This is a genomic window from Ruegeria sp. BG10, from assembly GCF_056538575.1.
Map to the genome: position 1 here is coordinate 920,856 of NZ_JBQFTI010000001.1, position 23,812 is coordinate 944,667.

Annotated in this window: 21 protein-coding genes; 6 read left to right on the plus strand and 15 right to left on the minus strand. The window is 59.6% G+C overall.

Annotated features, from left to right (window positions below):
• Window position 1 precedes the first annotated feature (1 nt).
• The 6 genes from ACR0D8_RS04525 to acs all read right to left on the minus strand — a co-directional run bounded on the left by ACR0D8_RS04525 (window position 2) and on the right by acs (window position 7,416).
• Complete coding sequence (locus ACR0D8_RS04525) at window positions 2-520, minus strand: hypothetical protein (protein ID WP_480644875.1); 519 nt, start codon at window positions 518-520, stop codon at window positions 2-4.
• Between the two features lie 51 nt (window positions 521-571).
• The gene (locus ACR0D8_RS04530) at window positions 572-2,395 is read right to left on the minus strand and encodes a DUF294 nucleotidyltransferase-like domain-containing protein (protein ID WP_480644876.1); all 1,824 of its coding nucleotides are present in this window, start codon (window positions 2,393-2,395) and stop codon (window positions 572-574) included.
• Between the two features lie 108 nt (window positions 2,396-2,503).
• Entirely contained in the window at window positions 2,504-4,288 is a 1,785-nt protein-coding gene (locus ACR0D8_RS04535) for a sodium:solute symporter family protein (protein ID WP_475159951.1), read from the minus strand.
• Window positions 4,289-4,293: 5 nt separating this feature from the next.
• Entirely contained in the window at window positions 4,294-4,578 is a 285-nt protein-coding gene (locus tag ACR0D8_RS04540; protein ID WP_475159963.1) for a DUF4212 domain-containing protein, read from the minus strand.
• Between the two features lie 182 nt (window positions 4,579-4,760).
• Window positions 4,761-5,444: an adenylate kinase gene (locus tag ACR0D8_RS04545; protein WP_480644877.1), complete on the minus strand. Its 684-nt coding sequence runs from the start codon at window positions 5,442-5,444 to the stop codon at window positions 4,761-4,763.
• A gap of 7 nt (window positions 5,445-5,451) precedes the next feature.
• Entirely contained in the window at window positions 5,452-7,416 is a 1,965-nt protein-coding gene (gene acs, locus ACR0D8_RS04550) for an acetate--CoA ligase (protein ID WP_480644878.1), read from the minus strand.
• A gap of 430 nt (window positions 7,417-7,846) precedes the next feature.
• On the opposite strand from acs, the gene ACR0D8_RS04555 reads away from it, so the two are divergent.
• From ACR0D8_RS04555 to ACR0D8_RS04565, 3 genes are all read left to right on the plus strand, one after another.
• Window positions 7,847-8,863, plus strand: a complete 1,017-nt coding sequence (locus ACR0D8_RS04555) for a C4-dicarboxylate TRAP transporter substrate-binding protein (protein WP_480644879.1) — start codon at window positions 7,847-7,849, stop codon at window positions 8,861-8,863.
• A gap of 63 nt (window positions 8,864-8,926) precedes the next feature.
• Entirely contained in the window at window positions 8,927-9,556 is a 630-nt protein-coding gene (locus ACR0D8_RS04560) for a TRAP transporter small permease (protein ID WP_480644880.1), read from the plus strand.
• Between the two features lie 3 nt (window positions 9,557-9,559).
• On the plus strand, window positions 9,560-10,963 hold the full coding sequence (locus ACR0D8_RS04565) for a TRAP transporter large permease (RefSeq protein ID WP_480644881.1): 1,404 nt from the start codon (window positions 9,560-9,562) through the stop codon (window positions 10,961-10,963).
• Window positions 10,964-11,104: 141 nt separating this feature from the next.
• On the opposite strand, the gene ACR0D8_RS04570 is transcribed toward ACR0D8_RS04565, so the two are convergent.
• From ACR0D8_RS04570 to rocF, 3 genes are read right to left on the minus strand one after another with little or no spacing between them, the layout of a single operon-like run.
• Complete coding sequence (locus tag ACR0D8_RS04570; protein WP_480646357.1) at window positions 11,105-12,148, minus strand: ornithine cyclodeaminase; 1,044 nt, start codon at window positions 12,146-12,148, stop codon at window positions 11,105-11,107.
• Window positions 12,149-12,154: 6 nt separating this feature from the next.
• Entirely contained in the window at window positions 12,155-13,075 is a 921-nt protein-coding gene (ctlX, locus tag ACR0D8_RS04575; RefSeq protein ID WP_480644883.1) for a citrulline utilization hydrolase CtlX, read from the minus strand.
• Window positions 13,075-13,995, minus strand: coding sequence for an arginase (gene rocF, locus ACR0D8_RS04580; protein ID WP_475160004.1), 921 nt, complete (start codon window positions 13,993-13,995; stop codon window positions 13,075-13,077). The genes ctlX and rocF overlap by 1 nt, the downstream gene beginning before the upstream one ends.
• An 86-nt stretch (window positions 13,996-14,081) precedes the next feature.
• On the opposite strand from rocF, the gene ACR0D8_RS04585 reads away from it, so the two are divergent.
• Window positions 14,082-14,510, plus strand: a complete 429-nt coding sequence (locus ACR0D8_RS04585) for an Lrp/AsnC family transcriptional regulator (RefSeq protein WP_475160011.1) — start codon at window positions 14,082-14,084, stop codon at window positions 14,508-14,510.
• A 103-nt stretch (window positions 14,511-14,613) separates the two neighbouring features.
• Window positions 14,614-17,223, plus strand: a complete 2,610-nt coding sequence (mprF, locus tag ACR0D8_RS04590) for a bifunctional lysylphosphatidylglycerol flippase/synthetase MprF (protein ID WP_480644884.1) — start codon at window positions 14,614-14,616, stop codon at window positions 17,221-17,223.
• A 3-nt stretch (window positions 17,224-17,226) separates the two neighbouring features.
• Here the strand turns inward: mprF and ACR0D8_RS04595 are convergent, their stop codons facing one another.
• From ACR0D8_RS04595 to ACR0D8_RS04620, 6 genes are all read right to left on the minus strand, one after another.
• Window positions 17,227-18,789 (minus strand): efflux transporter outer membrane subunit, encoded by a 1,563-nt coding sequence (locus ACR0D8_RS04595; RefSeq protein ID WP_480644886.1) that lies wholly within the window; start codon window positions 18,787-18,789, stop codon window positions 17,227-17,229.
• An 11-nt stretch (window positions 18,790-18,800) separates the two neighbouring features.
• Complete coding sequence (locus ACR0D8_RS04600; RefSeq protein ID WP_475160027.1) at window positions 18,801-19,946, minus strand: HlyD family secretion protein; 1,146 nt, start codon at window positions 19,944-19,946, stop codon at window positions 18,801-18,803.
• Window positions 19,947-19,967: 21 nt separating this feature from the next.
• Window positions 19,968-20,330 carry a DUF3302 domain-containing protein gene (locus ACR0D8_RS04605; protein ID WP_480644887.1) on the minus strand — a complete coding sequence of 121 codons (363 nt, stop codon included), beginning with the start codon at window positions 20,328-20,330 and terminating at the stop codon, window positions 19,968-19,970.
• A 34-nt stretch (window positions 20,331-20,364) separates the two neighbouring features.
• Window positions 20,365-20,934 carry a disulfide bond formation protein B gene (locus ACR0D8_RS04610; RefSeq protein WP_480644889.1) on the minus strand — a complete coding sequence of 190 codons (570 nt, stop codon included), beginning with the start codon at window positions 20,932-20,934 and terminating at the stop codon, window positions 20,365-20,367.
• A 9-nt stretch (window positions 20,935-20,943) separates the two neighbouring features.
• Window positions 20,944-21,099 carry a DUF5993 family protein gene (locus tag ACR0D8_RS04615; protein ID WP_475160048.1) on the minus strand — a complete coding sequence of 52 codons (156 nt, stop codon included), beginning with the start codon at window positions 21,097-21,099 and terminating at the stop codon, window positions 20,944-20,946.
• A gap of 115 nt (window positions 21,100-21,214) precedes the next feature.
• A complete protein-coding gene (locus tag ACR0D8_RS04620) occupies window positions 21,215-21,976 on the minus strand; it encodes a DeoR/GlpR family DNA-binding transcription regulator (RefSeq protein ID WP_480644891.1) in 762 nt (253 codons plus the stop codon).
• Window positions 21,977-22,204: 228 nt separating this feature from the next.
• Between ACR0D8_RS04620 and glpD the strand changes: the two genes are divergently transcribed.
• Entirely contained in the window at window positions 22,205-23,779 is a 1,575-nt protein-coding gene (glpD, locus tag ACR0D8_RS04625) for a glycerol-3-phosphate dehydrogenase (RefSeq protein WP_480644892.1), read from the plus strand.
• The last annotated feature ends 33 nt before the right edge of the window (window positions 23,780-23,812 follow it).

Consider the following 23,812-nt stretch of genomic DNA (forward strand, 5'->3'; position numbering starts at 1 on the left):
GTCACACTCCGCAGGTTGCCTCGATTATCGGGTCATCTTTGCCACCGGTGATCCAGTCCGCGTTCAGCAATTGACCTTCGGTGCCGAACTCGGCCCCGTCCGCGAGATTGGCGCGCAGGTTTTCGGCACAGTCCACGGCAACCGGCAGTTTGGAAACCGGCGCCCATCGGCCAAAGAAATAAAGGTCAACAAGTCGCTGTTCCGGAACCAGTTCGTTGGTGCGAACCGAGACCGTGTCAATCGCCGCAAAGCGGTCCACAAAGGGCACGGCATAAGTCCAGGGGCGGTAAAAGGCGCGGCTTTCGACCTCTTGTATGATGGTCAGACCATCCGGAAGCGCATCGCGCGTGCGGTCGTACCAGGAATACTCGCTGGAGACCGTCACGCCGATCATGCCCACTCCCGCAGCGACCGGCGCGGCCCAGCGGGGCAGGCGGCCCCCCGACAGTTTGTTGACGACCATTACCAAACCGGCAAACGCGAAGCCTGCGAAGATGGTGCCGATAAGTTCCAGAAACATAGTGTCGCTCCGAATTTCGGGCGCTTGCGCCCATTCCTTGGTCAGCCGGGATCAGCCGAGAATTCCTTTGCCATGACCAACCGCCGATTGCATCGTTTTTACAACAACGAACGCGTCCCGCAGATGACTTCGCTCAAAGTCGGACAAGCTGGACGGTGGCAGATAGTTGTCGGGTTCTTTGTCTGATTTGACCAGCCTGACCTGATGCTCAAGGCGTGCTTCGGCAATCAGATCATAGGCGTCCAACAAGTCCCGCGCGCCTGCGGCGCTAAGCACCCCCGCCGCCTCGGCAGCTTTCAGGCGGGCGCGGGTGTTGGCCTCGGTCAACTGACCTTGCAGGCTGTAGACGCGGGCCAGATCGACGACCGGCACAACGCCGTTGTGCTTGAGGTCCAGCGTATTGCGATGCTCGCCCGAGCGGATGGTGGCAAACCCACGCAGCAAGCCAAGCGGCGGCGTGTGCTTTAGCGAGTTCGAGATCATGTGGGCCACAAAGATCGAATTCGCGTTTGCGGCAGCAAGGGTATCGGCCTGAAGATCGGAAAACAGATCGAACGCGCCTCCGATCGGACGCAGGTCGAACATGACCGAGGCCAGCATCTGCGCCTCGGGGTTTGGTTTGGCAATCCAGCCGTGGAAATAATCACGCCAGACGCGCACCGGCTGACACCAGCGCGGGTTCGTGGCCATCATGTCGCCGGGACAGTAGAAATAGCCACAGGCGTCCAGCCCGTCGGAAACAAATTTCGCAAGGTCTGCGAAGTAGGCCATGTCTGCATCGCCTGCGCTGTCATCCAGCATCAGGCAATTGTCCTGATCCGATACGCCGGTCTGTTCCTGCCGCCCCTGCGAGCCGCAGGCCAGCCACAGGTAGGGCACCGGGGCAGCGCCCAGCTTCTTTTCGGCAAGCGCCAGAAGGCGTCGGGTCGCCGTGTCCGCAATATCGGTGATCAGGCGGGTTACGATTTCGTGCCGGTTACCTCCGGCAACCAGTTGCACCAGCAATTGCGGAATTTCCGCCGTCACCGCGGCCATCTGCTCGGCCGTATCGGCATGCGCGATACGCCGGACCAGCTCGGCCGAGTTCACGGCCTGGTAATGGGTCAGATCCGTCTGGGTTACGATGCCGACCAGCTTGCCGCTTTCGGAAATCGGGATATGGCCGACACCGCGTTCCATCATGACATGCAGAACATCAGACCCGATGTCCGACGGTGACAGGGTGACCGGATCAGATGTCATGATCGACGCAACCGGCGTATCACTGGCCATCGCTCCGGCCACGTATTTGCCCGAGATGTCGCGCAGTGTTGCTATGCCAAGCAGCGCATCGCCGTCGGTGACGCAGAGAGACGAGATATGGCGGTCGCGCATCATGCGCGCGGCTTCCTGAACCGGCATGGACGGAGGGCAGGTGGCCGGGTCGCGGGCCATCAGGACGTCGATTGAACTGGTCGCCAGGCTTTGCGGGCCGGTCCGCTCTCCGCGCGTTCTGTTGAAGAATTGGGCGACGACGTCATGGCCGTCGATCAGCCCGCGCACCAGATCCGGCGGCAGAACGATCAGCACAGACGGCGTGTGCGCCCGCGCCTTGGTTGCGGCCTTGCCGTCTTTCAACAGCCCGCGTTCCCCAAACGAATTGCGCAGACCCAGGTGCGAGACGACCGAGCCATTCTCATCCGTAATTTCAACCTGTCCTTCGTAAATGACGAACACCCCGGGCAGCGTGTGGCCCAGTTCGTAAACAGGAAAGTCCTCTTCGACCTCCCAGACTTCGATCTGCTTCGCCAGTTCGTCCAGCGTGTCGGCGGGCAGGGCGTCATAGGGGTGAACGGATTTCAGGAACCGGGTGATCTCATCATGGGACAGGGGCATGGAACGGTCCTCGTCTTCCGGGTGAAAAATCCCGCCCGGTGGAATGCCGGGCGGGAACAGTGGATCGAATGACGCGGTCAGCGACGGAGGTTACTGACCGCATCGAACTCAGTGATCCTGAGCTGCACCCGCACCACGGGGAATGCGGACGCTTTCGACCAGATCCTTGATCTCCTGCGGGGTCTCTTTGGTCATGCCTGCAACCGTGTAGGCAACCGCAAAGTTGATCATTGCACCGATTGCGCCGAACGAAGTCGACTTGATCGGACCCAGCAGCGGGTCAGCATCGGTGAACGAGTTGGTGCCCGGGATGAACAGCCAGCCCTTGTGCAGGAAGATGTAGACCAACGTGACCGTCAGACCAGCCAGCATACCCGCAACCGCACCGGTGTTGTTGATGCGGGTCGAGAAGATCCCCATCATCAGCGCCGGGAAGATCGAGGCCGCCGCCAGACCGAACGCCAAGGCCACGGTTTGCGCCGCAAAGCCCGGTGGGTTCAGACCCAGATAGGTTGCCACAACAATGGCCACAGCCATCGCGATCCGCGCCGCCAGCAGTTCACCCTTTTCAGAGATTGACGGGTTGATTGCACCTTTGACAAGGTCGTGGGACACAGCCGACGAGATTGCCAGCAGCAGACCCGCAGCGGTCGACAGAGCAGCCGCAAGACCGCCAGCCGCGACCAGACCGATCACCCAACCGGGCAGGTTGGCAATCTCGGGGTTGGCCAGAACCAGGATGTCGCGGTTGAACTTGGTCAGCTCGTTACCGACCCAGCCTTTTTCTTCTGCCAGCGCCTGCATGTCGGCATTCGCATCGTTGTAGTACTGGATCTTGCCGTCGCCGTTCTTGTCTTCCCAATCCAGCAGACCGGTTTTCTTCCATGTCGCCATCCAGTCATAACGCGGATCAGTGTCGATTTCCTCGACCGAAACGGCACCGCCTTCAATGCCACCGTTGGGCCACATCATGTCGGTGATGTTCAGACGGGCCATTGCGCCAACCGCAGGGGCGGTCAGGTACAGGAGCGCGATGAAGACCAGCGCCCAGCCGGCGGACCAACGTGCATCAGACACTTTCGGCACGGTGAAGAAGCGCATGATGACGTGCGGCAGACCCGCAGTACCGATCATCAGCGACAGGGTGAACAGCACCATGTTCAGCGTGTTCGAGTGGTGGGCCGTATAGTCGTTGAAGCCCAGCTCGGTCACGATGGCGTCCAGCTTGGTCAGCAGAGGCTCACCGCTGGCGGTGTCGCCAAACAGACCCAGTGCCGGAACCGGCGTGCCTGTCAGCTGCAACGAGATGAAGATGGCCGGGATGGTATAAGCGGTGATCAGCACGCAGTACTGAGCGACCTGAGTGTAGGTCACGCCTTTCATCCCGCCAAACACCGCGTAGGCAAACACAACGCCCGCACCGATCAGCAGACCAGTGGTGTTGCTCACCTCAAGGAAGCGGCCAAAGGCCACGCCCACGCCGGTCATCTGACCGATCACGTAGGTCACCGACGCCACGATCAGACAGATCACGGCAACGATACGCGCGGTCTGGCTGTAAAAACGGTCGCCAATGAATTCCGAGACGGTGAATTTGCCGAACTTGCGCAGGTAAGGGGCAAGCAGCAGCGCCAGCAGCACATAGCCACCGGTCCAACCCATCAGGAAGGTCGAGTTGTCATAGCCGGTAAAGGCAATCAGGCCCGCCATCGAGATGAACGAGGCCGCGGACATCCAGTCCGCCGCAGTCGCCATACCGTTGGTGACCGGGTGAACGCCGCGACCAGCGGCGTAGAACTCGGATGTGGATCCCGCACGGGCCCAGATCGCGATGCCGATGTACAGCGCAAAGGACGCGCCGACAAACAGCAGGTTGATGGTAAACTGGTCCATGCTGATTACTCCTCGTCCACGCCGTATTCAGCGTCCAGCTTGTTCATGCGCCAGGCGTAGTTGAAGATCAGCACCAGAAAGACCAGAATCGATCCCTGCTGTGCGAACCAAAAGCCCAGATCGGTGCCGCCAACGGCGATCCCCGATAGCATCGGACGCAGCAGAATGCCGAATCCAAACGACACCAGCGCCCAGATCGCGAGGCTGATGTAAATGAGGCGCAGGTTGGCCTGCCAATAGCCCTTATCGGCTTCGGCAGTCTGCGCTGAGTTTGTAGATTGATCCGCCATCGCGGGTTCCTCCTTCGCTTCCCTCTGTGACGGTCCGCATCCGACTCCTCCAGTGTCGCGGACCGCCTCCCGATTGCACCTGACGGTGGGTTGACGTCAGGCATAACTTCTCCGGTCCGCCAGGGCGGGTCCTTTGAAGCATTCATGTAAAGGATCAAAGCCTTGGGGCTTATCTCCTCCCCTTAGTTCATCGCCGCACCAACGATCCTTTCGAGATCGCCGGCGATGTCTTCGATCTTGCCCATGGCGTCGGTGCGTTGCAGGACGCCATGTGTCTCGTAATAGGTGATCAGCGGCGCGGTCTGTGCGTGATAGGCCTGAAGGCGCGAAGCCACCGTTTCCGCGTTGTCATCGGCACGGCGCTTGAACTCTGTATGTCCGCACTTGTCGCACTTGCCGTCCTCGGCGGGTTTTTTGAACGTGTCGTGGAACCCTTCGCCGCAGCCCCCGCAGGTGAAGCGGCCCGAGATGCGGATCACCATTTCGGAATCTTCGACCTCAAGGCTGATCGCGGCGCTGATCTTCTGATCGCTTTCCGACAGCAACCCGTCCAGCGCCTCGGCCTGAACCGTCGTACGCGGGAAACCGTCCAGAATTACGCCCTTGGCGCAGTCCGGTTCGGCCAACCTGTCGCGCAGAATGGCAATGACGATCTCGTCGCTGACCAGATCGCCGGCCTCCATCACGGCCTTGGCCGCCTGTCCGGCGTCGGTTCCGGCGGCAACAGCCGCCCTCAACAGGTCACCGGTGCTGAGCTGCACCAGACCGAACTTGTCCTCCAGCATCCGCGCCTGCGTGCCCTTCCCGGCGCCCGGAGGGCCGAGAAGGATCAGAACGGTGGGTGTGGTGATCGTGGTCGCGTCCATCACATCCTCACTTGTTCGCACGGTTTTCGATCAGGTCTTCGACCACCGACGGATCGGCAAGGGTCGAGGTATCGCCCAGCGAACCAAAATCGTTCTCGGCGATCTTGCGCAGGATACGGCGCATGATCTTGCCCGAGCGGGTCTTGGGCAGGCCGGGGGCCCACTGGATCACATCCGGGCTGGCAATCGGGCCAATCTCGGTCCGGACCCAGGTGCGCAGCTCTTTCAGCAACTCGTCCGAGGGTTCGCGATCATTCATCAAAGTCACATAGCAATAGATGCCTTGTCCTTTGATTTCATGCGGATAGCCAACTACGGCGGCCTCAGCCACGGCAGCGTGGGCCACCAGTGCGCTTTCCACTTCGGCGGTGCCCATGCGGTGCCCCGAGACGTTGATCACGTCGTCCACGCGGCCGGTGATCCAGTAATCGCCATCTTCGTCCCGACGACAGCCGTCGCCGGTGAAATAGTAGCCCTTGTAGTCCGAGAAATAGGTTTTCTCGAACCGCTCATGATCGCCCCAGACGGTGCGCATCTGACCGGGCCAGCTGTCCTTGATGCACAGCACGCCTTCGACGCCGTTGCCGTTGATTTCGACACCGGATTGCGGGTCCAGAACGACCGGCTGCACGCCAAAGAAGGGCTTCATGGCCGAACCGGGCTTCATCGCATGCGCGCCGGGCAGGGGCGTCATCATGTGGCCGCCGGTTTCGGTCTGCCACCAGGTGTCGACGATGGGACAATTGCCCTTGCCGACAACCTCGTTGTACCAGTTCCAGGCTTCGGGGTTGATTGGCTCGCCCACAGTTCCCAGCAGGCGCAGATCGCTCAGATCGTGTTTCTCGACCCATTCGTTGCCCTGACCCATCAGCGCGCGGATCGCGGTGGGGGCGGTGTAGAACTGGTTGACCTTGTGCTTCGCGCACACTTCCCAGAAGCGGCCCGCGTCCGGATAGGTCGGCACGCCCTCGAACATCAGCGTCGTCGCGCCATTGGCCAGCGGGCCATAGACGATATAGCTGTGCCCGGTGACCCAGCCGACATCCGCCGTGCACCAGTAGATATCCCCTTCGTGATAGTCGAAGGTGATCTCGTGCGTCATCGCGGCATAGACCAGATATCCGCCTGTGGTGTGCACCACGCCCTTGGGCTGACCGGTTGAACCGGAGGTATAGAGAATGAACAGCGGATCTTCGGCATTCATCTCGGCCGGGGCGCAATAGTCATCTGCCTCCAGCGCCATTTCGTTGTAGTCATAGTCGCGGTCGGCAATCCAGGTGGTCTGACCACCAGTGCGCTTGACCACCAGACATTTGACGGTGTCCTTGCAGTGCAGCAGCGCTGCGTCTGCGTTGGATTTCAGCGGTGTCTTGCGGCCGCCGCGCGGGGCCTCGTCCGCGGTAATGACGACCTTGGCGTCACAACCGTTGATCCGCGCTGCCAGCGCGTCAGGTGAGAATCCGGCAAACACGATGGAGTGGATGGCGCCAATACGAGCGCAGGCCAGCATGGCATAGGCCGCCTCGGGGATCATCGGCAGATAGATCACAACCCGGTCGCCTTTGCGCACGCCCATGGATTCAAGAATATTGGCCATGCGGCAGGTGCGGCGGTGCAGTTCGGCATAGGTGATATGCTGGGCTGCGTCGTTTGGATCGTCGGGTTCCCAGATAATAGCCGTCTGGTCACCGCGGGTTTTCAGCTGACGATCCAGGCAGTTTGCCGAAACGTTCAGAGTGCCATCTGCGTACCAGTTTATACCAACCGAACCAAAGTCATAGCTGACGTCCTTAACCTTTGAGAAAGGCTTGATCCAGTCGATCCGCTTACCATGTTCGCCCCAGAATGCGACGGGATCGTTGATCGAGGCCTGGTACATTTCATTGTACTTGTCGGCATCGACGTGGGCGCGCGAAACGGTTTCAGCGTTCGGCGGATAGACGTTGACCCCTTCCTGGGCAGCGGTTGTCATACTGAGGCTCCTCCCTCTGGACTAGATTTGACCGGATCGCATGTTGCCCGCAGACTGAACAGGCACCGTCGATCTGCTTCCTCCCCGAGAGGAATAATACTGAGAACTGAAAACAAAGAAATAAATTACAGAAAACTCACGATTAGTTTGTAAAGAACTTTTTCTTCGCTTGTCAGTTTAGTAAATTTTCCGACACCGGAATAAAAAATGGTATTTGAATCAACAGATAGTCTGTAACAAAATTCTCTGTCTTGCCTCAATGATTTGCGCTCAGTGCGCCACCGCCCGGATTCTCCTCACAGTTGTTAGCGTATGACGTTGATCCCGGGGGTTGCGCGCATACCCCGTCCGGGGTTGGCACATTCCGATGTTGGCGCTAGCTTTGTGGCCAAGCGCTCGGACAAGGGGCGCAGCATAGGGAGAAATCATGATGAAAAAAATGTTGAGCGGTGCCGCCGTCGCCGCCTTGGGTGTTGCATTCGTCACCGAAGCAGCAGCGACCGAGTGGAATGCGTCCGTCTGGGGCAAACGCCGCGCGTTCACCGAACATGTTGAAAAACTGGCCGAACTGGTCAGCGAAAAGACTGGTGGCGAGTTCACCATCAACGTCAGCTATGGCGGCCTGTCCAAGCCGCGCGAAAATCTGGATGGAATCGAAATCGGCGCGTTCGAGATGGCCCAGTTCTGTGCCGGGTATCACCGCGACAAGAACCGCGCGATCACGGTTCTGGAATTGCCCTTCCTTGGCGTGAATACACTGGAAGAAGAGGTTGCCGTCAGTCATGCGGTATATGATCACCCAGCGGTCAAGGATGAGATGGCGCAATGGAACGCCCGTATCATCATGACTTCGCCAATGCCCCAATATAATCTGGTCGGTACTGGCGATCCGCGGTCCACCCTGGCTGACTTCGACGGTATGCGCGTCCGTGCGACCGGTGGTCTGGGGCAGGCATTCGAAGCCGTTGGCGGTGTCCCGACCTCGGTCCCTGCGACCGAAGCGTTCAATGCCATGGAATCCGGTGTCGTGGATACGGTTGCCTTTGCGCAGCACGCGCATCTGTCTTTCGGGACAATCAATGAGGCCGACTGGTGGACCGCCAACCTGAACCCCGGCACGGTCAACTGTCCGGTCGTCGTGAACATCGACGCCTATGAGGCGCTGCCCGCCGAGCATCGCGAAGCGTTGAACAGTTCGATCGACGAGGCGATTGACCATTACCTCGCCAATTACGGCGGGTTACTGGAGCAATGGGACGGAGTTCTGTCCGAAAAGGGTGTTGAGAAAGTTCAGATCGACGACGCCGTGATCGACGAATTCCGCACCAAGGCGGCCGATCCGATCCGCGAGCAATGGATCGCGGACATGGCCGCTCAGGGCCTGCCGGCGCAGGACCTGTACGATCTGGTTCAGACCACGCTCAAGCAGCAGCGCGGCGGTAACTGATCGCGTTAACCGGGTGCCGAACCAGGCACCCGGACACCGATTACAAGACAGGGGAACGCCGGAATGGCAGGACAGGCCACGGTGCTTGAAGATGGCAGCCGCCTTAGCCGGCTGGATCGTCGACTATTGCAGGCAGAGCGTTTTCTGGCGCTGATCAGCGGAATCGCCGTATTCGGGTTGATGGTGCTGGCGGTTGTTTCGGTCAGCGGTAGGAACGCGATCAACGCACCCCTGCCGGGTTATGTGGACTGGATCGAACAGGCCATGCCGCTGATTGCCTTTCTGGGCGTTTCATTTGTGCAACGCGATGGCGGGCATATCCGGATGGATATCGTCATCTCGCGCCTGCATGGCCGGGCACTTTGGCTGTTCGAACTGATCTCGGTGATCCTGATCCTTGTGCTGATGCTGGCGCTGGTCTGGGGCAGCTGGTCTCATTTCGACCGGTCCTTTGATTTTGGCGCGCCACTGTGGAGCCGCGACAGCTCCATCGACATCGGCATCCCGCTCTGGCCTGCCAAGCTGCTGGCCCCGGTTGCGTTTTCCGTGCTGTGCCTTCGTCTTACGCTTCAGGTCTGGGGCTATGGCCGTGCCTTCGTGCTGGGTTTGGAAAACCCGGTTGCGGTGCCGCTGATTCAGGACACCGCTGCACAGGCCGCCGCCGAGGCCGAGCAGTTCGAAGGGCAGGACTAGCAGATGGACACGATTGATATCGGCCTGTGGGTCACGGGTGGTCTGCTGGTTCTGGTCGTCACTGGCATGCGCGTGGCGTTTGCGGCGGGTCTGGCCGGGCTGGTGGGGCTGATCTGGATATTCTGGGCCAAATTCGACTATGACCCCGATCGGTTCGGCAAAGCGCTGACTGTCGCCGTCAAAACGGCAGGGCAGGTGCCGCATTCCAAGGTTGCCGCACACACGCTCAGCCTGATCCCGACCTTCATTCTAATCGGGTATCTGGCCTATTATGCCGGATTGACCCGCGCCCTTTTCGAAGCAGCCAAGCGTTGGGTCGCGTGGGTGCCGGGCGGGCTTGCGGTCTCGACCGTTTTCGCCACAGCCGGGTTCGCTGCCGTGTCCGGCGCCTCGGTGGCCACGTCCGCCGTTTTTGCCCGGATCGCGATCCCCGAGATGTTGAAGGTCGGTTATAACAAGCAATTCGCGGCCGGGGTCGTCGCCGCCGGCGGTACGCTGGCTTCGCTGATCCCACCGTCGGCCATTCTTGTGATTTACGCGATCATCGTGGAACAGGATGTAGGTAAACTGCTGCTGGCCGGGTTCATTCCCGGCGCGTTTTCAGCCGTGGTTTATGGGCTGCTGATTGTCGGGATCGCGGTCATCTTCAAGTCGGTCGGGCCGCCGGTTACCGGATTTACTTGGAAACAACGGTTCGCATCCTTGCCCGGTGCGTTCCCGATCGTGGCGGTGATCCTGATCATCATCTGCTTTGTCTACAACCCGTTCGGTGAAAAAGCCTGGGGTACGCCGACCGAGGGTGGGGCGATTGGTGCCTTCATTGTCTTCTGTTTTGCCCTGTTCCACGGCATGCGCTGGACAGAACTGAAATCGGCGCTGCTGGAAACAGCCAAGCTGACGGCGATGATCTTTTCGATCATCTGGGGTGTCCTGATTTATGTGCGGTTTCTGGGCTTTGCCGATCTGCCGGGCGTGTTTTCCGACTGGATTACGTCCCTGGAAATGTCGCCGATGCTGATCCTGATTTGTATCCTGCTGGCTTATGCGGTCCTGGGCATGTTCATGGACGCCATCGGAATGTTGCTGTTGACGCTGCCTGTCGTGTATCCGGCCGTCATGGCCCTGAATGGTGGCGAGACCGTCAGTGCCGCCGACAGCGCCTTTGGCATGTCGGGTCCAATGTGTGCGATCTGGTTTGGTATTCTGGTCGTCAAGATGGCCGAGTTCTGTCTGATCACACCGCCCATCGGTCTGAACTGTTTCGTCGTTGCCGGCGTGCGCCCGGATCTGAGCGTGCAGGACGTGTTCAAAGGCGTGACTCCGTTCTTCGTCGCAGACGCCGTCACCATTGCGTTGCTTGTCGCCTTCCCGGCAATTGTTCTCTACCTACCGTCGCTTGCCGGGTGAGCTGGGGTATTTTGCGAGGCTCTGCCTCGCGCTCCGAGGTATTTAGGGCCAGATGAAGCAGGGGATCCTCACTTCATCTGGCTGCAAATACCTCGGGAGAGACGCCGAAGGCGGCGGGGGCAGAGCCCCCCTGTCGGTGCGCTATTCTGCCCGCATCAACATTCCGAAAAGATCGCGCGGATCGTCCGGGTCGGCCAGCATGTCGAGGGGTTCAAAGAACTCTGTGCCTTCGATTGCAGATTTGACGTAGCGCAGGGCAGAGAAGTCCTCGATCGCAAAGCCAACGCTGTCGAACAGGGTGATCTGACGGTCGTCGCGGCGTCCTTCGGCCTGGCTGGTCATGACCTGCCACATCTCGGTTACAGGGTGATCGTCATCCAGCGCCTGAATCTCCCCTTCGATCCGGGTCTGTTCGGGGTATTCAACGAAAATATCCGACCGCAGCAGGATATCGCGGTGCAGTTCGGTCTTGCCCGGGCAGTCACCGCCGATGGCGTTGATGTGCACGCCCGGCCCGACCATGTTATCCGTCAGGATGGTGGCGTATTTCTTGTCCGCAGTGCAGGTCGTGATGATATGCGCGCCCTCGATCGCCTCTTCGGGCGTTGTGCAGGACACGACTTTCAGACCTTTGCCTTGCAGGTTTGCCGCGCATTTTTCGGTTGCTCTACAGTCTGTATCATAGAGGCGGACGGTTGTAATTCCGCACATCGCCTTGAAGGCCAGACATTGGAATTCCGATTGCGCGCCGTTGCCGATCATAGCCATAACCGTTGCGGATTTCGGGGCCAGATAGCGACCCACCAGCGCCGAGGTCGCGGCGGTACGCAGCGCGGTCAGCATTGTCATCTCAGTCAGCAGGGTGGGATAGCCGGTATAGACATCCGCCAGCAGGCCAAAGGCGGTCACGGTCTGTAACCCCTCGGACGTGTTCTTGGGGTGGCCGTTGACGTATTTGAACCCGTAGGCTTCGCCATCCGAGGTGGGCATCAACTCGATCACGCCATGCGGCGAGTGGGCAGGAATGCGCGGGGTCTTGTCGAAGCTCTCCCACCGTTTGAAGTCGGATTCGATTTGGGCCGCAATCTGGGTGATCATCCGTTCGAGACCAATGTGATGCACCAGTCGCATCATGTTGTCGACGGATACAAACGGCACCAGGGCTTTGTCGGAAGGTTGCATGATGGCCTCCTATCGGCGCGAAAGATGGATGCCGGCAATCATGCAGCGCACAGATCCACCTGCGGTTTCGATTGTGGGCACCGAAAGCGGCAGCGGCGTCGCGCTTGCTTCGATGATTGCGATTTGTTCCGGGGTCAGTGATGCCAGCGCCCGGCTGGACAGTGCCAGCACCAGCCCGGATTGGCCGCTCAGTTCGATCGCGTTGCCGGCAAACTCACCGATCTGTTCGTGGGACAGGTCGATGACGGTGCGGCCGGTTTCCTCCAGCCGGGCCTTTACGGTTGCCCGCCGTTCGGGATCGGTGATCATGTCCAAACAGATCAAAGCGTATTCGGTCCCGATGCCCATCAGGACATTGGTGTGGTACACGTCACGGCCTTCAGCATCCTGTGCTTCGAACACGATGGGTTCATAGTTGAAATGGGTGCAGAACCGCTCCAGCAGGACGGGATCGGCGCGGTTGGATTTGACCGTGTAGGCGACGCGGCCAACGTGATCCAGAACCATTGCGCCGGTGCCTTCCAGCGCCAGTTTGTCCTGCTCCAGCCCGGAATAGTCGATCACATCCTGAACGCGGTATTCCTGCTTCAGCATTTCGATGACGTCGGGCCGACGTTCGCGCCGGCGGGAGGGTACGAACATCGGGTAGATCGCGACGTGCCCGCCGGGGTGGGTGGAAAACCAGTTGTTCGGAAAAACGCTGTCCGGCGTGTCGAACTGGCCGTGATCGTCGAAAACATGCACCGTGATGCCTGCGTTGCGCAGCAGTTCCACCGCCCTGTCATGCTCGGCACGCGCCTCGGCAGAGGTCGCGGCGGCCGATCTGTCGGCGAGGGTCTGAAAGGCATTGTCGTCGCGCGTTTCTGGGTTCGAGGCGAACGCGTGTGGGCGGATCATTACAACGGACGAGGGCGCTTGCAGGGATTGCATCAGAAACTCCGGGTCGGGCGGTCAAAGATACGGCGGCCCAGAAGCGAGGCAGCCAGATCGACCATCAGTTTGGCAGTGCGCCCCCGTTCATCCAGAAACGGGTTCAGTTCGACCAGATCCAACGAGCCGACAACCCCGCTTTCGTGCAGCAACTCCATCACCAGATGGGCTTCGCGTTCGGTCGCGCCACCCGGAACGGTGGTGCCGACCGCCGGCGCGATCGAAGGGTCGAGGAAATCGACATCCAGCGAGACATGCAGCAAACCATTGGCAGCCCGGACCCTGTCCAGAAAAGCCATCAGAGGCGCTTTGATCCCGTGTTCGTCGATGCTGCGCATGTCCGCCAGCATTGCGTGGTCCTGCTCCAGCTTGGCGCGCTCGGCGGGATCGACCGACCGCAGGCCGATCATGCCCACACGATCCGTGGGGATCGGCGCGGGTACTGTCGGAAAGGCGTCGAAACCGGATTGCCCGGTGAAATAGGCGACAGGGGTGCCATGCAGGTTGCCGCTACCGGTGCTGTCCGGGGTATGGAAATCGCTGTGCGCGTCCAGCCAAAGCACGAACAAGGGTCGCCCGATCTGATCGGCATGGGCGGCCATGCCTGCGACAGTGCCCATCGACAGGGCATGATCGCCGCCCATGAAAATCGGCAAACCGTTGGGTGCCGCCTCTTGCGCTGCGCGGCTCAGGGCGCTGGTCCAACCGATGCATTCCGGCAGGGCAAACAGATGTGCGTGCTCGGTCACCGTTGTGTCATCCGGCCGGACGTCACCGATATCCGTGACGCGATGCCCCAGATCGGACAGGGCCTGTTCGAGACCAGCAACCCGATAGGCGTCTGGCCCCATACGGCACCCCTGACGACGCTTTCCCGCATCCATCGGGGCACCAACCAAAATTACGTGTTCGATATCCATATGGTTATCTAATTCGTCGGGATGGCTTGCGAGAAGACATCAAAATGTTCAAAATGAAACCAAGAGGCACGAAATGAGAAGCTGACATGGACGATTTGGATAGCAGGCTGCTTAATGCGCTGCACCGGGATGCGCGGGCATCTCTGTCCGAGCTTGCGGAAACGTTGGGCGTGACCCGCACAACAGTGCGCAGCCGATTGCAGCGCCTGAAGCAGTCGGGCGAGATTGTTGGGTTCACCGTTCTCACACGGCAAGACGTGGCGCAAAGCCCGGTCCGGGGTCTGATGATGCTGGAAATCGAGGGCCGGGGAACCGAACGCACGATGGCCAGGATTGCCGCCATGCGTCAGGTGCGCGCCGTTCATTCCACCAACGGCAGCTGGGATCTGATCGCCGAGATCGGGACAGAAACCCTGGCCGAACTGGACGAAGTTCTGTTCCAGATCCGGCGGATGGAGGGGATAACCCGGTCCGAGACCAACCTGCTACTGTCCACACGCAAAGGGCGGGTCTGAACCTGCGTAGCGCTTTGAGCTTCAAAGAAATTGTGCAAGAGTTGCCCGGCGCGGACCGGCCGCGTGCAGGAGTGATGCAGCGCCTGAAGAGCAGGGATACACGATGACCAATCAGGAAACAGGGGAAGAACTCTGGGCCCTTCGCTGGGCCGAGCGGGTGACCGGATTTCTGGAAAAGCCTTGGGTCAAAATCGCGATTCCGATCCTGGTGACCCTGATCGCGCTGACGGTGCTGCACGAATTGTCTTCGCATGTGAAATGGTCGGACGTTCAGAAGGACGTCGCCAATACATCGTGGAAACTGATGTTTTTCGCGCTGTGCTGGACCTGCTTCAGTTTTCTGTCCTTGTCCATGTATGATGTGTTTGCCGTTCAAAGCGTGGCCGAAGGTAAGGTCCCTCTGCCCGTTGCGGGCATGGCCGGCGCCAGCGGCTATGCCGTTTCAAACTGCCTTGGGTTTTCCTACATCACGGGTACAGCGATTAGGTACCGCATCTATGCCTCACTGGGTCTGGACCTCAGCCGGGTTGCCGGAGTCATCGCGACCTCGTGGATTGCGTTCTGGTCCGGCTTTGTGCTGCTGCTTGGCATTCTTCTGACCCTGCATCCGGACGGGATCGCGAAGGTTCTGCCCATCAGCGAAACCACGGAAACGGTGATCGGGATCTGCCTGCTAGCAAGTGTCGCGACCCTGTTCCTCTGGCTGGCGAAGGGCGGGCGCAGGCTCGCCTATGGCGGGGTCGGGTTCAATTTGCCCGGCGGCAAGCTGGCGGGCCTGCTGACCCTGGCGGCGGTCGGCGATCTGTTTGGGGCGTCGATGACGCTATACGTGCTGATGCCGGATGATCTGGGTGTTGGCTATCCTTATTTCTTTACGATCTATATCGGAGCAATTGCCGTTGGCATCCTGAGCCATGCGCCCGGCGGGATCGGCGCATTCGAGGCGACGCTGATCGCGGGGCTGGGCGCCTCGGGGCGGTCTGACGTCATCGCGGCATTGTTGCTGTACCGGCTGGTTTACACTTTCTTGCCCTTTGCAATCGCAAGCTTGTCCATCGCCGTCGCGTCGGCCATGACGCACCGCCATCACATCAGCGGTGCCGCGACCTGGGTCTACCGTGTCATCCGCCCGATTGTTCCGATGGTCGCGGCCGGGGTCGCTGCGGTGGCCGGGGTCATCCTGCTGGTTTCCGGGGCGCTGCCCTCCAGCAGTCAGAACCTTGGGGCGCTGCGAGAATTCCTGCCCCTGTCTTTTGTCGAAGCCTCACATCTGGTCGGCAGCGCCGTAGGGGTCCTGCTGATCCTCGTGTCGCGCGGGCTGTTCCGAAAACTCTACCGCGCCTGGGTCGTTGCGATGTTGTTGATGGTGGCCGGATTTGTGGCGTCGCTGGCCAAGGGGCTGGATACCCACGAGGCGATCAGCATGCTGGGCACCATTGCGCTGCTGGCCATGTTCCGGGGCGCGTTCTATCGCGTCAGCGGCGCATCGATCTTTCGGCTGAACATCCCCTGGCTGGTCAGCGTCATCGCCCTGCTGGCCGTCGTTTTCTGGGTCGGGCTGTTTGCCTATTCACATGTTGAATATCAGAATTCCCTGTGGTGGGAATTCGCCTGGAATGGCGACGCCTCGCGCTTTTTACGGTCCAGCCTCGTAGTCGCAGTCATTCTTGGCGTGGTTGCGGTGAATTCCCTGTTCGGGCGCGACATCCCGCCGCCGGTACGAACCGAGATTCCGCCTGTCGTCGAACGTCTGGTGATGGAATGCGAAGACACCGAATCCCAAATCTCGCTGACGGGCGACAAGCAGTTCCTGATCTCACCCGATGAAACCGCGTTTCTGGCTTATGCCGATACGGGCAATGCGCTGATCACCAAAGGCGAACCTGTGGGTGATGAAGCCGCCGGGAAGCAGTTGATCTGGCAACTGCGTGAAATGGCAGACCGCGAAGGCAAGCTGTGTGCATTCTACAGCGTATCCACCAAATACCTGCCGACCTTTCTGGATCTGGGCCTGTCCATCCTGAAAATCGGCGAAGTCGCGCGCGTGCCGCTAAAGGATTTCTCGCTGGACGGCAAGTCGCGCAAGCGATTCCGGCAGGCTAAAAACCGGGCCGAGCGTGAGGGGTACGTGTTCGAGATCATACCAAAGGAAAAGCTGGCCCCGGTGCTGCCCGAGTTGCGAAAGATTTCGGACGACTGGCTTGAGCGGAAGGCCGGCGAGGAGAAGGGGTTTGCCCTGGGCGGTTTTGACGACCAATATCTGTCCTACTTTGATCACGCGGTGCTGCGGAATGGCGACACCGGCCAGATCGTCGCCTTTGCCAACCTGTTTCAGGGTGGCCATAAATCCGAGCTGTCGCTGGACCTGATGCGGTATGAACCCGACAGCCCAAGTTTCGTCATGGACGCCTTGTTCGCGGAAATGATGGCATGGGGGGCAGAGCAGGGGTTTCGGTGGTTTTCGCTGGGCGCGGCGCCGTTTTCGGGGATCGAGAACCGGCAGCTGGCGTCGCTGTGGAACCGCATCGGCGGGTTCGTTTACGAACATGGCGAGCAATTCTATCACTTTGAGGGGCTGCGGTCCTTCAAACAGAAATTCGAACCGGAGTGGAGCCCGAACTATCTGGCCAGCCCCGGCGGGTTGGCTGCCCCGCGGATCCTGTACGAAGTTAACATCCTGATCTCGGGCGGGCTGCGCGGGCTGACGAAATAACGGTCAGTTCAGGCTGGCGCGGGTCGGGGTTTCCTCCAGAAGATCGCCCCAGTCGGTCCGGTAGGCCATCTCGGCCAGCACGGTTTCCGGCAGGAATTCCTGATTCTGCCGGATTTGCCAGCCACCGCCCAAGCCCTTGTAGACGGCGACCAGATTGCTCGACACTTGCTGTCGCGCCTGGATCAGATTGGCCTGCGAACGCAGCAACGCGGTTTGCGTGTTCAAAATACGGGAATAGTCGGCGATGCCGTCGCGATACTGATCCACGGCGATCTCGGCCGCCTTGCGCGAGGCTGTGACGCTGTTTTCATAAAAGCCCACCTGTTTGCGCGACTGCGCATAGGCGACCATGGCGCTTTCAACCTCGGAATAGGCGGTCAGAACAGTGTTCTGATAGTTGGCGATCAGTGCCTGATAGGCTGCATCCTGCGCGCGCACATTATTCTTGATCCGTCCGTAGTTCAGCACGTTCCAGACTACGCCGGCATTCGCCAGTCCCGTGGAACTGGACGACGAAAACAGATCCCGCCCTCCGGAAGCCTGCAGACCGATAGTGCCGGACAGGATGAACTGCGGATACAGATCCGCTAGCGCAATCCCGACCTGCGCCGATTGTGTGGCCGCCGCAAGTTCTGCCGCGCGCACATCCGGGCGGCGACGCAGCAGTTCCGCAGGTACGCCAACGGCCACATTGGACCGCGCGGATGGAATGCGTCCGGCGTTGCCCAAAAGGCCGGTCATGCGCGAAGGTGTCTTGCCCAGCAGCACGGCCAGCGCATTCTTGGCTTGTTGAATGTCACTTTCAATCTCGGGCACCAGCGCTTTGGTGTTGTTCAGCAGCGCCGTGGATTCCTGCACGTCCAGTTCTGTCGTTACGCCGTTGTCAAAACGTAACTGGGTCAGGTCAGCGGATTCCTGTTGCAGCTGTATGTTGTCGCGCGCAACGGCCAGAGATTCCTGCAACGCGCGGATGTTCACATAAAGGGCCGCCACGTCTCCGGTCAGGGTGACCAAAGCGTCGTCATAATTGGCAACTTGCAGCGCCAGATTGGATCGCGCCGCCTGCACGCCACGGCGTTGCTGACCCCAGACATCCAGCTCCCACTGGGCATCGAATCCCACCTGCGAGGTTGAAAATTCCGTATCCAGCGGAATGATCCGGCGAATGTCCGAAATCGGCCCCAGGTTTTCGCTGATTTGGCGGCGTTGGATGGAACCGCCGATGGCCTGCGATTGCGGATAAAGTTCTCCGAACGCGATGCCAAGCTGTGCGCGGGCCTGCAACACGCGGGCTCCGGCCACCTGCAGATCAAGGTTTTGGGCGTAGGCTTCGGCGATCAGTTTGTTCAGGGTCGGATCGTTGAACGTTTCCCACCATTTCACCACGGGCGCGCTGCGCGAGGTCAGGCCGCCCGCGCCGGTGCTGGGACTGTTTACCTCGATCCATTGCTTCATCACCGGAGAGTTCGGGCGCACGAAATCCGGACCAACCGGAGCGCAGCCCGCCAGCAGGGCGGCGCAAAGGGCGGTGCCGATCAGGCTGCGGTAAAGTTTGGCCCGGATCATGTCATGCGTCCTCAGATATCCAGTGGTCGGATGAAGTTGGCGAAAGAGTAAAGGCGGATATTGATGCGCCGCAGGAACTCAAAGCTTTTGCCCTGACCCGTATAGATCGCCACTGCCGCGTGACCCCCTGCGGGAAAAGTATGGCCATCAGGTATATCGACCGAGATTTGCACCGCGATACGTCCGGGCAGTTTCGGCAGTTCAAACCCGGGCAGGCGGCCCGAGGGCAGGTACTGACCCTGTCGTGTGGCCCACCAGATCGCTTCGACCTTGCCGGTGAGAATTTCGCCGGGATACAGGTCAAGGGCAACCTCAACCTCCTGACCCGGCTCGACAAATTTCAGGTTCTGCTGGCGATAAGTGGCCAGGATATAGGGGTTTTCCTTGGTCACAAAGCTGGCGATTGCACCCAGTCGGATATCGCCGACCACCAGGCCCGGTCGCGCCTGTTGCGAGACGATCATACCGTCTTCGGGGGCGTAGATCGTAGTATTGTTCAGGAAATACTGCGCCTTTTCCAACTGCGCCTGTGCCTGAAGGATACCGGTGTTCACCCCGTCGATCTGAGAGTTCAGCGCCAGCTCGGCCTTTTCCAGATTGGCCTCGGCCTCTTTGATCTGTGCCTGATCTTCGGTGACCTGTTCGTTCCAGCGATCCAGTTCGTCCTGACGCGCCCCGCCGGCAGGGACCAGATTTTCATACCGCGCCTGCTGTGTCTGCGCATAGGCCAGCTGCGCATTCGCGCGTTCGACGGCCTCAGCCGCGACAATCACATCCTGCTCAAGGATTTTGGCGTTCTGCTGGGCTGCGACCAGTTGCGCGGTCGCCTCTTCGACCTCAAGCGCGAAGACTGTGTCGTCGAAACGGTAAAGCGGGTCGCCTTTCCTGACCTCGGTATTCGGTTCGACCAGCACTTCTGTCAGGATGGTCGGTTCGGTCAGGCGAGGCACGATCTGGATGGTCGAGCGGACAACGTGGCTGTCGAGCGAAAAGGGTTGAAAAAAGCGCAGGGCGACCAGAAAGATCAACAGCAGGTGTGCGCCCACCCAAAAGGACACGATGCCCCAGGTGATATTGAATTTCAGCCACTTCGCCTTGAAGAAAATGAACCAAACGAAAATGATGTAGAACAGCGTAATGCCGAGGGCGACAAACATATTCTGTGACTTCCTTTGGCCTTAGCTCTTCTGCGTCTCGTCGGGGTCCAGCGGGTCGCGGTATTCTTCGTTGAGTTTGCCGCCCAACCGTTTGATTTCCTTGCGTACCGCGTCGCGTTCATCGTCGGGCATGCGGCGGATATCGACGGTTGTCCCGTCGTGGAATGCCCAGATAAAGGCGTGTACCCACGGGACGATGGCCAGAAACCCCATCCAGCCCATGATTTTGACGGCCTCGGCATGTGGGTGGTTGCGTTTGATCGCGATGCGCCCCGGCAATCCCATGATGAACAGAAACAGTGCCATCACCGCGATCAGCAACAGGATCAACGCCACGAATGTCAGATAGTCATAGTAGCCCAGCGGCTGCCCCAATAAGCCCATGCTCGTGCCTCCTTTTGGGAAGGTTGACCTATCCTCAGCCGTTGCTACCCACTTCGTCAATCAATTTGTAGCTGGTCGGCGGGTCGGCACAAATTCCCGGGCCGCATTCCAGCAGTGTCGTGCCTGCGTTCAGCGCCGCCAGACCCAGCATGATGAAAAAGGCAACCTTGGCCAACATACTGCCACCAAAGCGCGGCTGCGTGTCGGTGCCGTTTGCATATTGGCGATCGAAGAGCAGCATGATCGCCGTTCCAAGTAGGATCAGAAAAAAGCAGATGGCCGCCCAGGTGTAGTAGTGCAGCCCCAATACGGGTGAGCCGTAATGGCCGGTGCCCGGAACGATGTGCAATAGGATCTGGCGGACGGACACGCTGCCGCCATAAAGCGCGGCGATCAGCATGATGGCATAGTGCCGTGGGCGCGCGCCGTATAGCAGGTTCAGACCCAGACCAACACCAACTGCCACAAAGCCAACCCTTTGCAGCAGGCACAGGGGGCAGGGCAGTTCGTAGAGTTTCAATTGATAGATATAGGCCAGCGACAAGACAAGGCTGACGGCCAGCATACCAAGCGCATTCAGGGTTCGTGACAGTTCAGGTGTCATTGCGGCCCCCTACAACTGAATGGTCAATTGGCTGGTGGCGTGAAACTTCAGCCAATACACACTCAACGCCAGCGTGAAAAAGAACAGCACGTTGGCCGCGGTGGTTCTTTGGTAATAGTTCAGCCCCATCGTGGCTGTAAGTAACGCAAACAAAAGCGCTATCATGGCCCGGTCCTCCCCTCCCGTGCGACGATTGCCATGTTAACGGATAGTGTCAGGTGAATGTGCCTCTGGCAAGAACCGGTATGCGCTGTTCTCGTATAATGCGAGTCGTCCGGGCTCAGCCGCACACGGTAATCTGCGTCTTCCACGCGGCGCACTTGCGGGCCAGACCCTTGGGCGGGGCTTCATCGGTGTAGAACACGTCGACCTCGGAGAGAGAGGCAATACGCGCAGGGGCGGTTCGCTGAAACTTTGACTGATCGGCCACAAGGCAGGTCCGGCGGGCCTGAGCGATGATGGTCTGGCTGACGCGCACTTCCTGAAAGTCGAAGTCCATCAGATCGCCTTCGAAATCCAGGGCCGAGCACCCGATGATCGCGTGATCGAACTTGAACTGCTCGATGGTGGATATGGTCAGATTTCCGATCAACCCCCCGTCCGAGCGGCGCAGAACGCCACCGGCGACAACGATCTGGCAATCAGGGTTTTCGACCAGGATGTTGGCCACGTTCATGTTGTTGGTCACCACCATCAGGTCCTTGTGCGACAACATCTGGCGGGCGACGGCCTCGGTCGATGTGCCGATATTCATAAAGACGGAAGCTCCGTCAGGGATATCCTGCGCGCATCTTTGGGCGATGCGTGCCTTGGCCTCGGAGTTCAGTGCGCGACGATCCTCGTACCCGATATTGGACACGCCGGACCGCAGCACCGCGCCACCATGCACCCGGTCCAGCTTACCCATATCGGCAAGATCGGACAGATCCCGGCGAATGGTCTGCACCGTCACGCCGAATTTCGCGGCCAGATCCTCGACCATCACCCGGCCGTCCTGTTTGGCTATGTTCAGAATGTCCGACTGTCGAAAGGAAAGTGACATGCTCCGCTCCGGCTGATCCGCTGTATTCGTTTTTGTTCCCTTTGGTTCAAAATGCAAGGGTTCTGTAATGAGTGTGGGCTTCGGAAAAGATAACTTTCTGGTGCATTTTTCAGTTTTTGGCCGTTGCAAGTATCCTAAAAGCGAAAATAAACGAAAATCAACATTGACGAACCGAGCCTTCACCGCGTTAATGAGCGCGCGTTTTCCACAGTGGGGAATCATCCGGAAATGGAACAGCAAAACGATCAGGTAACCGACCTTTTCATCATCGGTGGTGGGATCAACGGATGCGGTATCGCCCGCGACTCGGCGGGGCGGGGATTGTCCGTCACCCTGGCGGAAATGAACGATTTGGCGTCGGCGACATCATCGTCTTCGACCAAGCTGTTCCACGGCGGTCTGCGCTATCTTGAATATTTCGAGTTCCGCCTGGTCCGCGAAGCCCTGATCGAGCGGGAAACGCTGTTGCGGGCGATGCCGCATATCAGCTGGCCGATGCGGTTTGTGCTTCCGTACCACGCGGATATGCGGTTCGACTCGGAAACCCCGACTTCACGCCTTCTGAGTACGGTCATGCCCTGGATGAAGGGGCGGCGACCTGCCTGGCTGATCCGTTTGGGATTGTTCCTGTATGACAATCTGGGGGGGCGCAAGATCCTGCCGGGTACGTCGTCGGTGAATCTGTCTGCATCCCCGGAGGGCGCGCCGTTGCAGGACAAGTTCGTGACCGCCTACGAGTATTCCGATTGCTGGGTCGAAGATTCTCGGCTGGTCGTCTTGAATGCCCGCGACGCGGAAGCCCGCGGCGCGAATATTCTTGTGCGCACCGAGGTCCTTTCGGCCCGACGAGAGGGCGATCTGTGGGAAATCACGGTTCGGGATCGGGATTCGGACGAAACCCGCGTGTTTCAGTCCAGAATGCTGGTCAACGCGGGCGGTCCCTGGGTAGGGGATATCATCCAGACCAAAATCCATGTGAACTCGCGCGAAGGTGTGCGGTTGGTGCGCGGCAGCCATATCGTGACCCGCAAACTGTTTGACCACGACAAATGCTACTTCTTTCAGGGCGAGGACGGCCGCATCATCTTTGCCATACCGTATGAGCGGGATTACACGCTGATCGGCACAACCGATCAGGACCATCCGGACCCTGCCGAACCTCCGGTCTGTACCGAGGCCGAGCAGGACTATTTGTGCGCATTCGCATCCAAATACTTCAAATCCCCTGTTACACGCGACGACATAGTGTGGACCTATTCCGGGGTTCGTCCCTTGTACGATGACGGTGCCAGCAGCGCGACCGCCGCAACGCGGGACTATACGCTCAAGGTGGATGCGCAGGGCGGGGCGCCGGTGCTGAACGTTTTCGGCGGCAAAATAACAACCTACCGGCGGCTGGCGGAAAGTGCGCTGGAGAAAATTGGCGAACACTTCCCGGATCTGCCCGGCCCCTGGACCGCGGGTGTTGCGCTGCCCGGCGGTGACTTTCCCGTTGACGGGGTGCAGGATCTTGTGGCCGGGCTAGAGGCCGACTATGCCTTTCTGGACCGGGCCTGGGCCGAACGGCTGGTGCGCGCTTATGGCACCGAAGCGCGCGGAATTCTGGGCGAGGCGCAAACCGCGGACGATCTGGGCGACAGTTTTGGGGCAAACCTGACTGCGCGCGAGGTGGAATGGCTTATGGACAAGGAATACGCGCGCCGGGCTGAAGATGTGGTCTGGCGCCGGAACAAGCTGGGCCTGAAACTGAGCGGTGACCAGATAACCCGCCTTCAGGAGTGGATGGACCAGCGTCGCAGCTAGACTCAGGCCCTTGTTCAACAATACAAGCGAAAA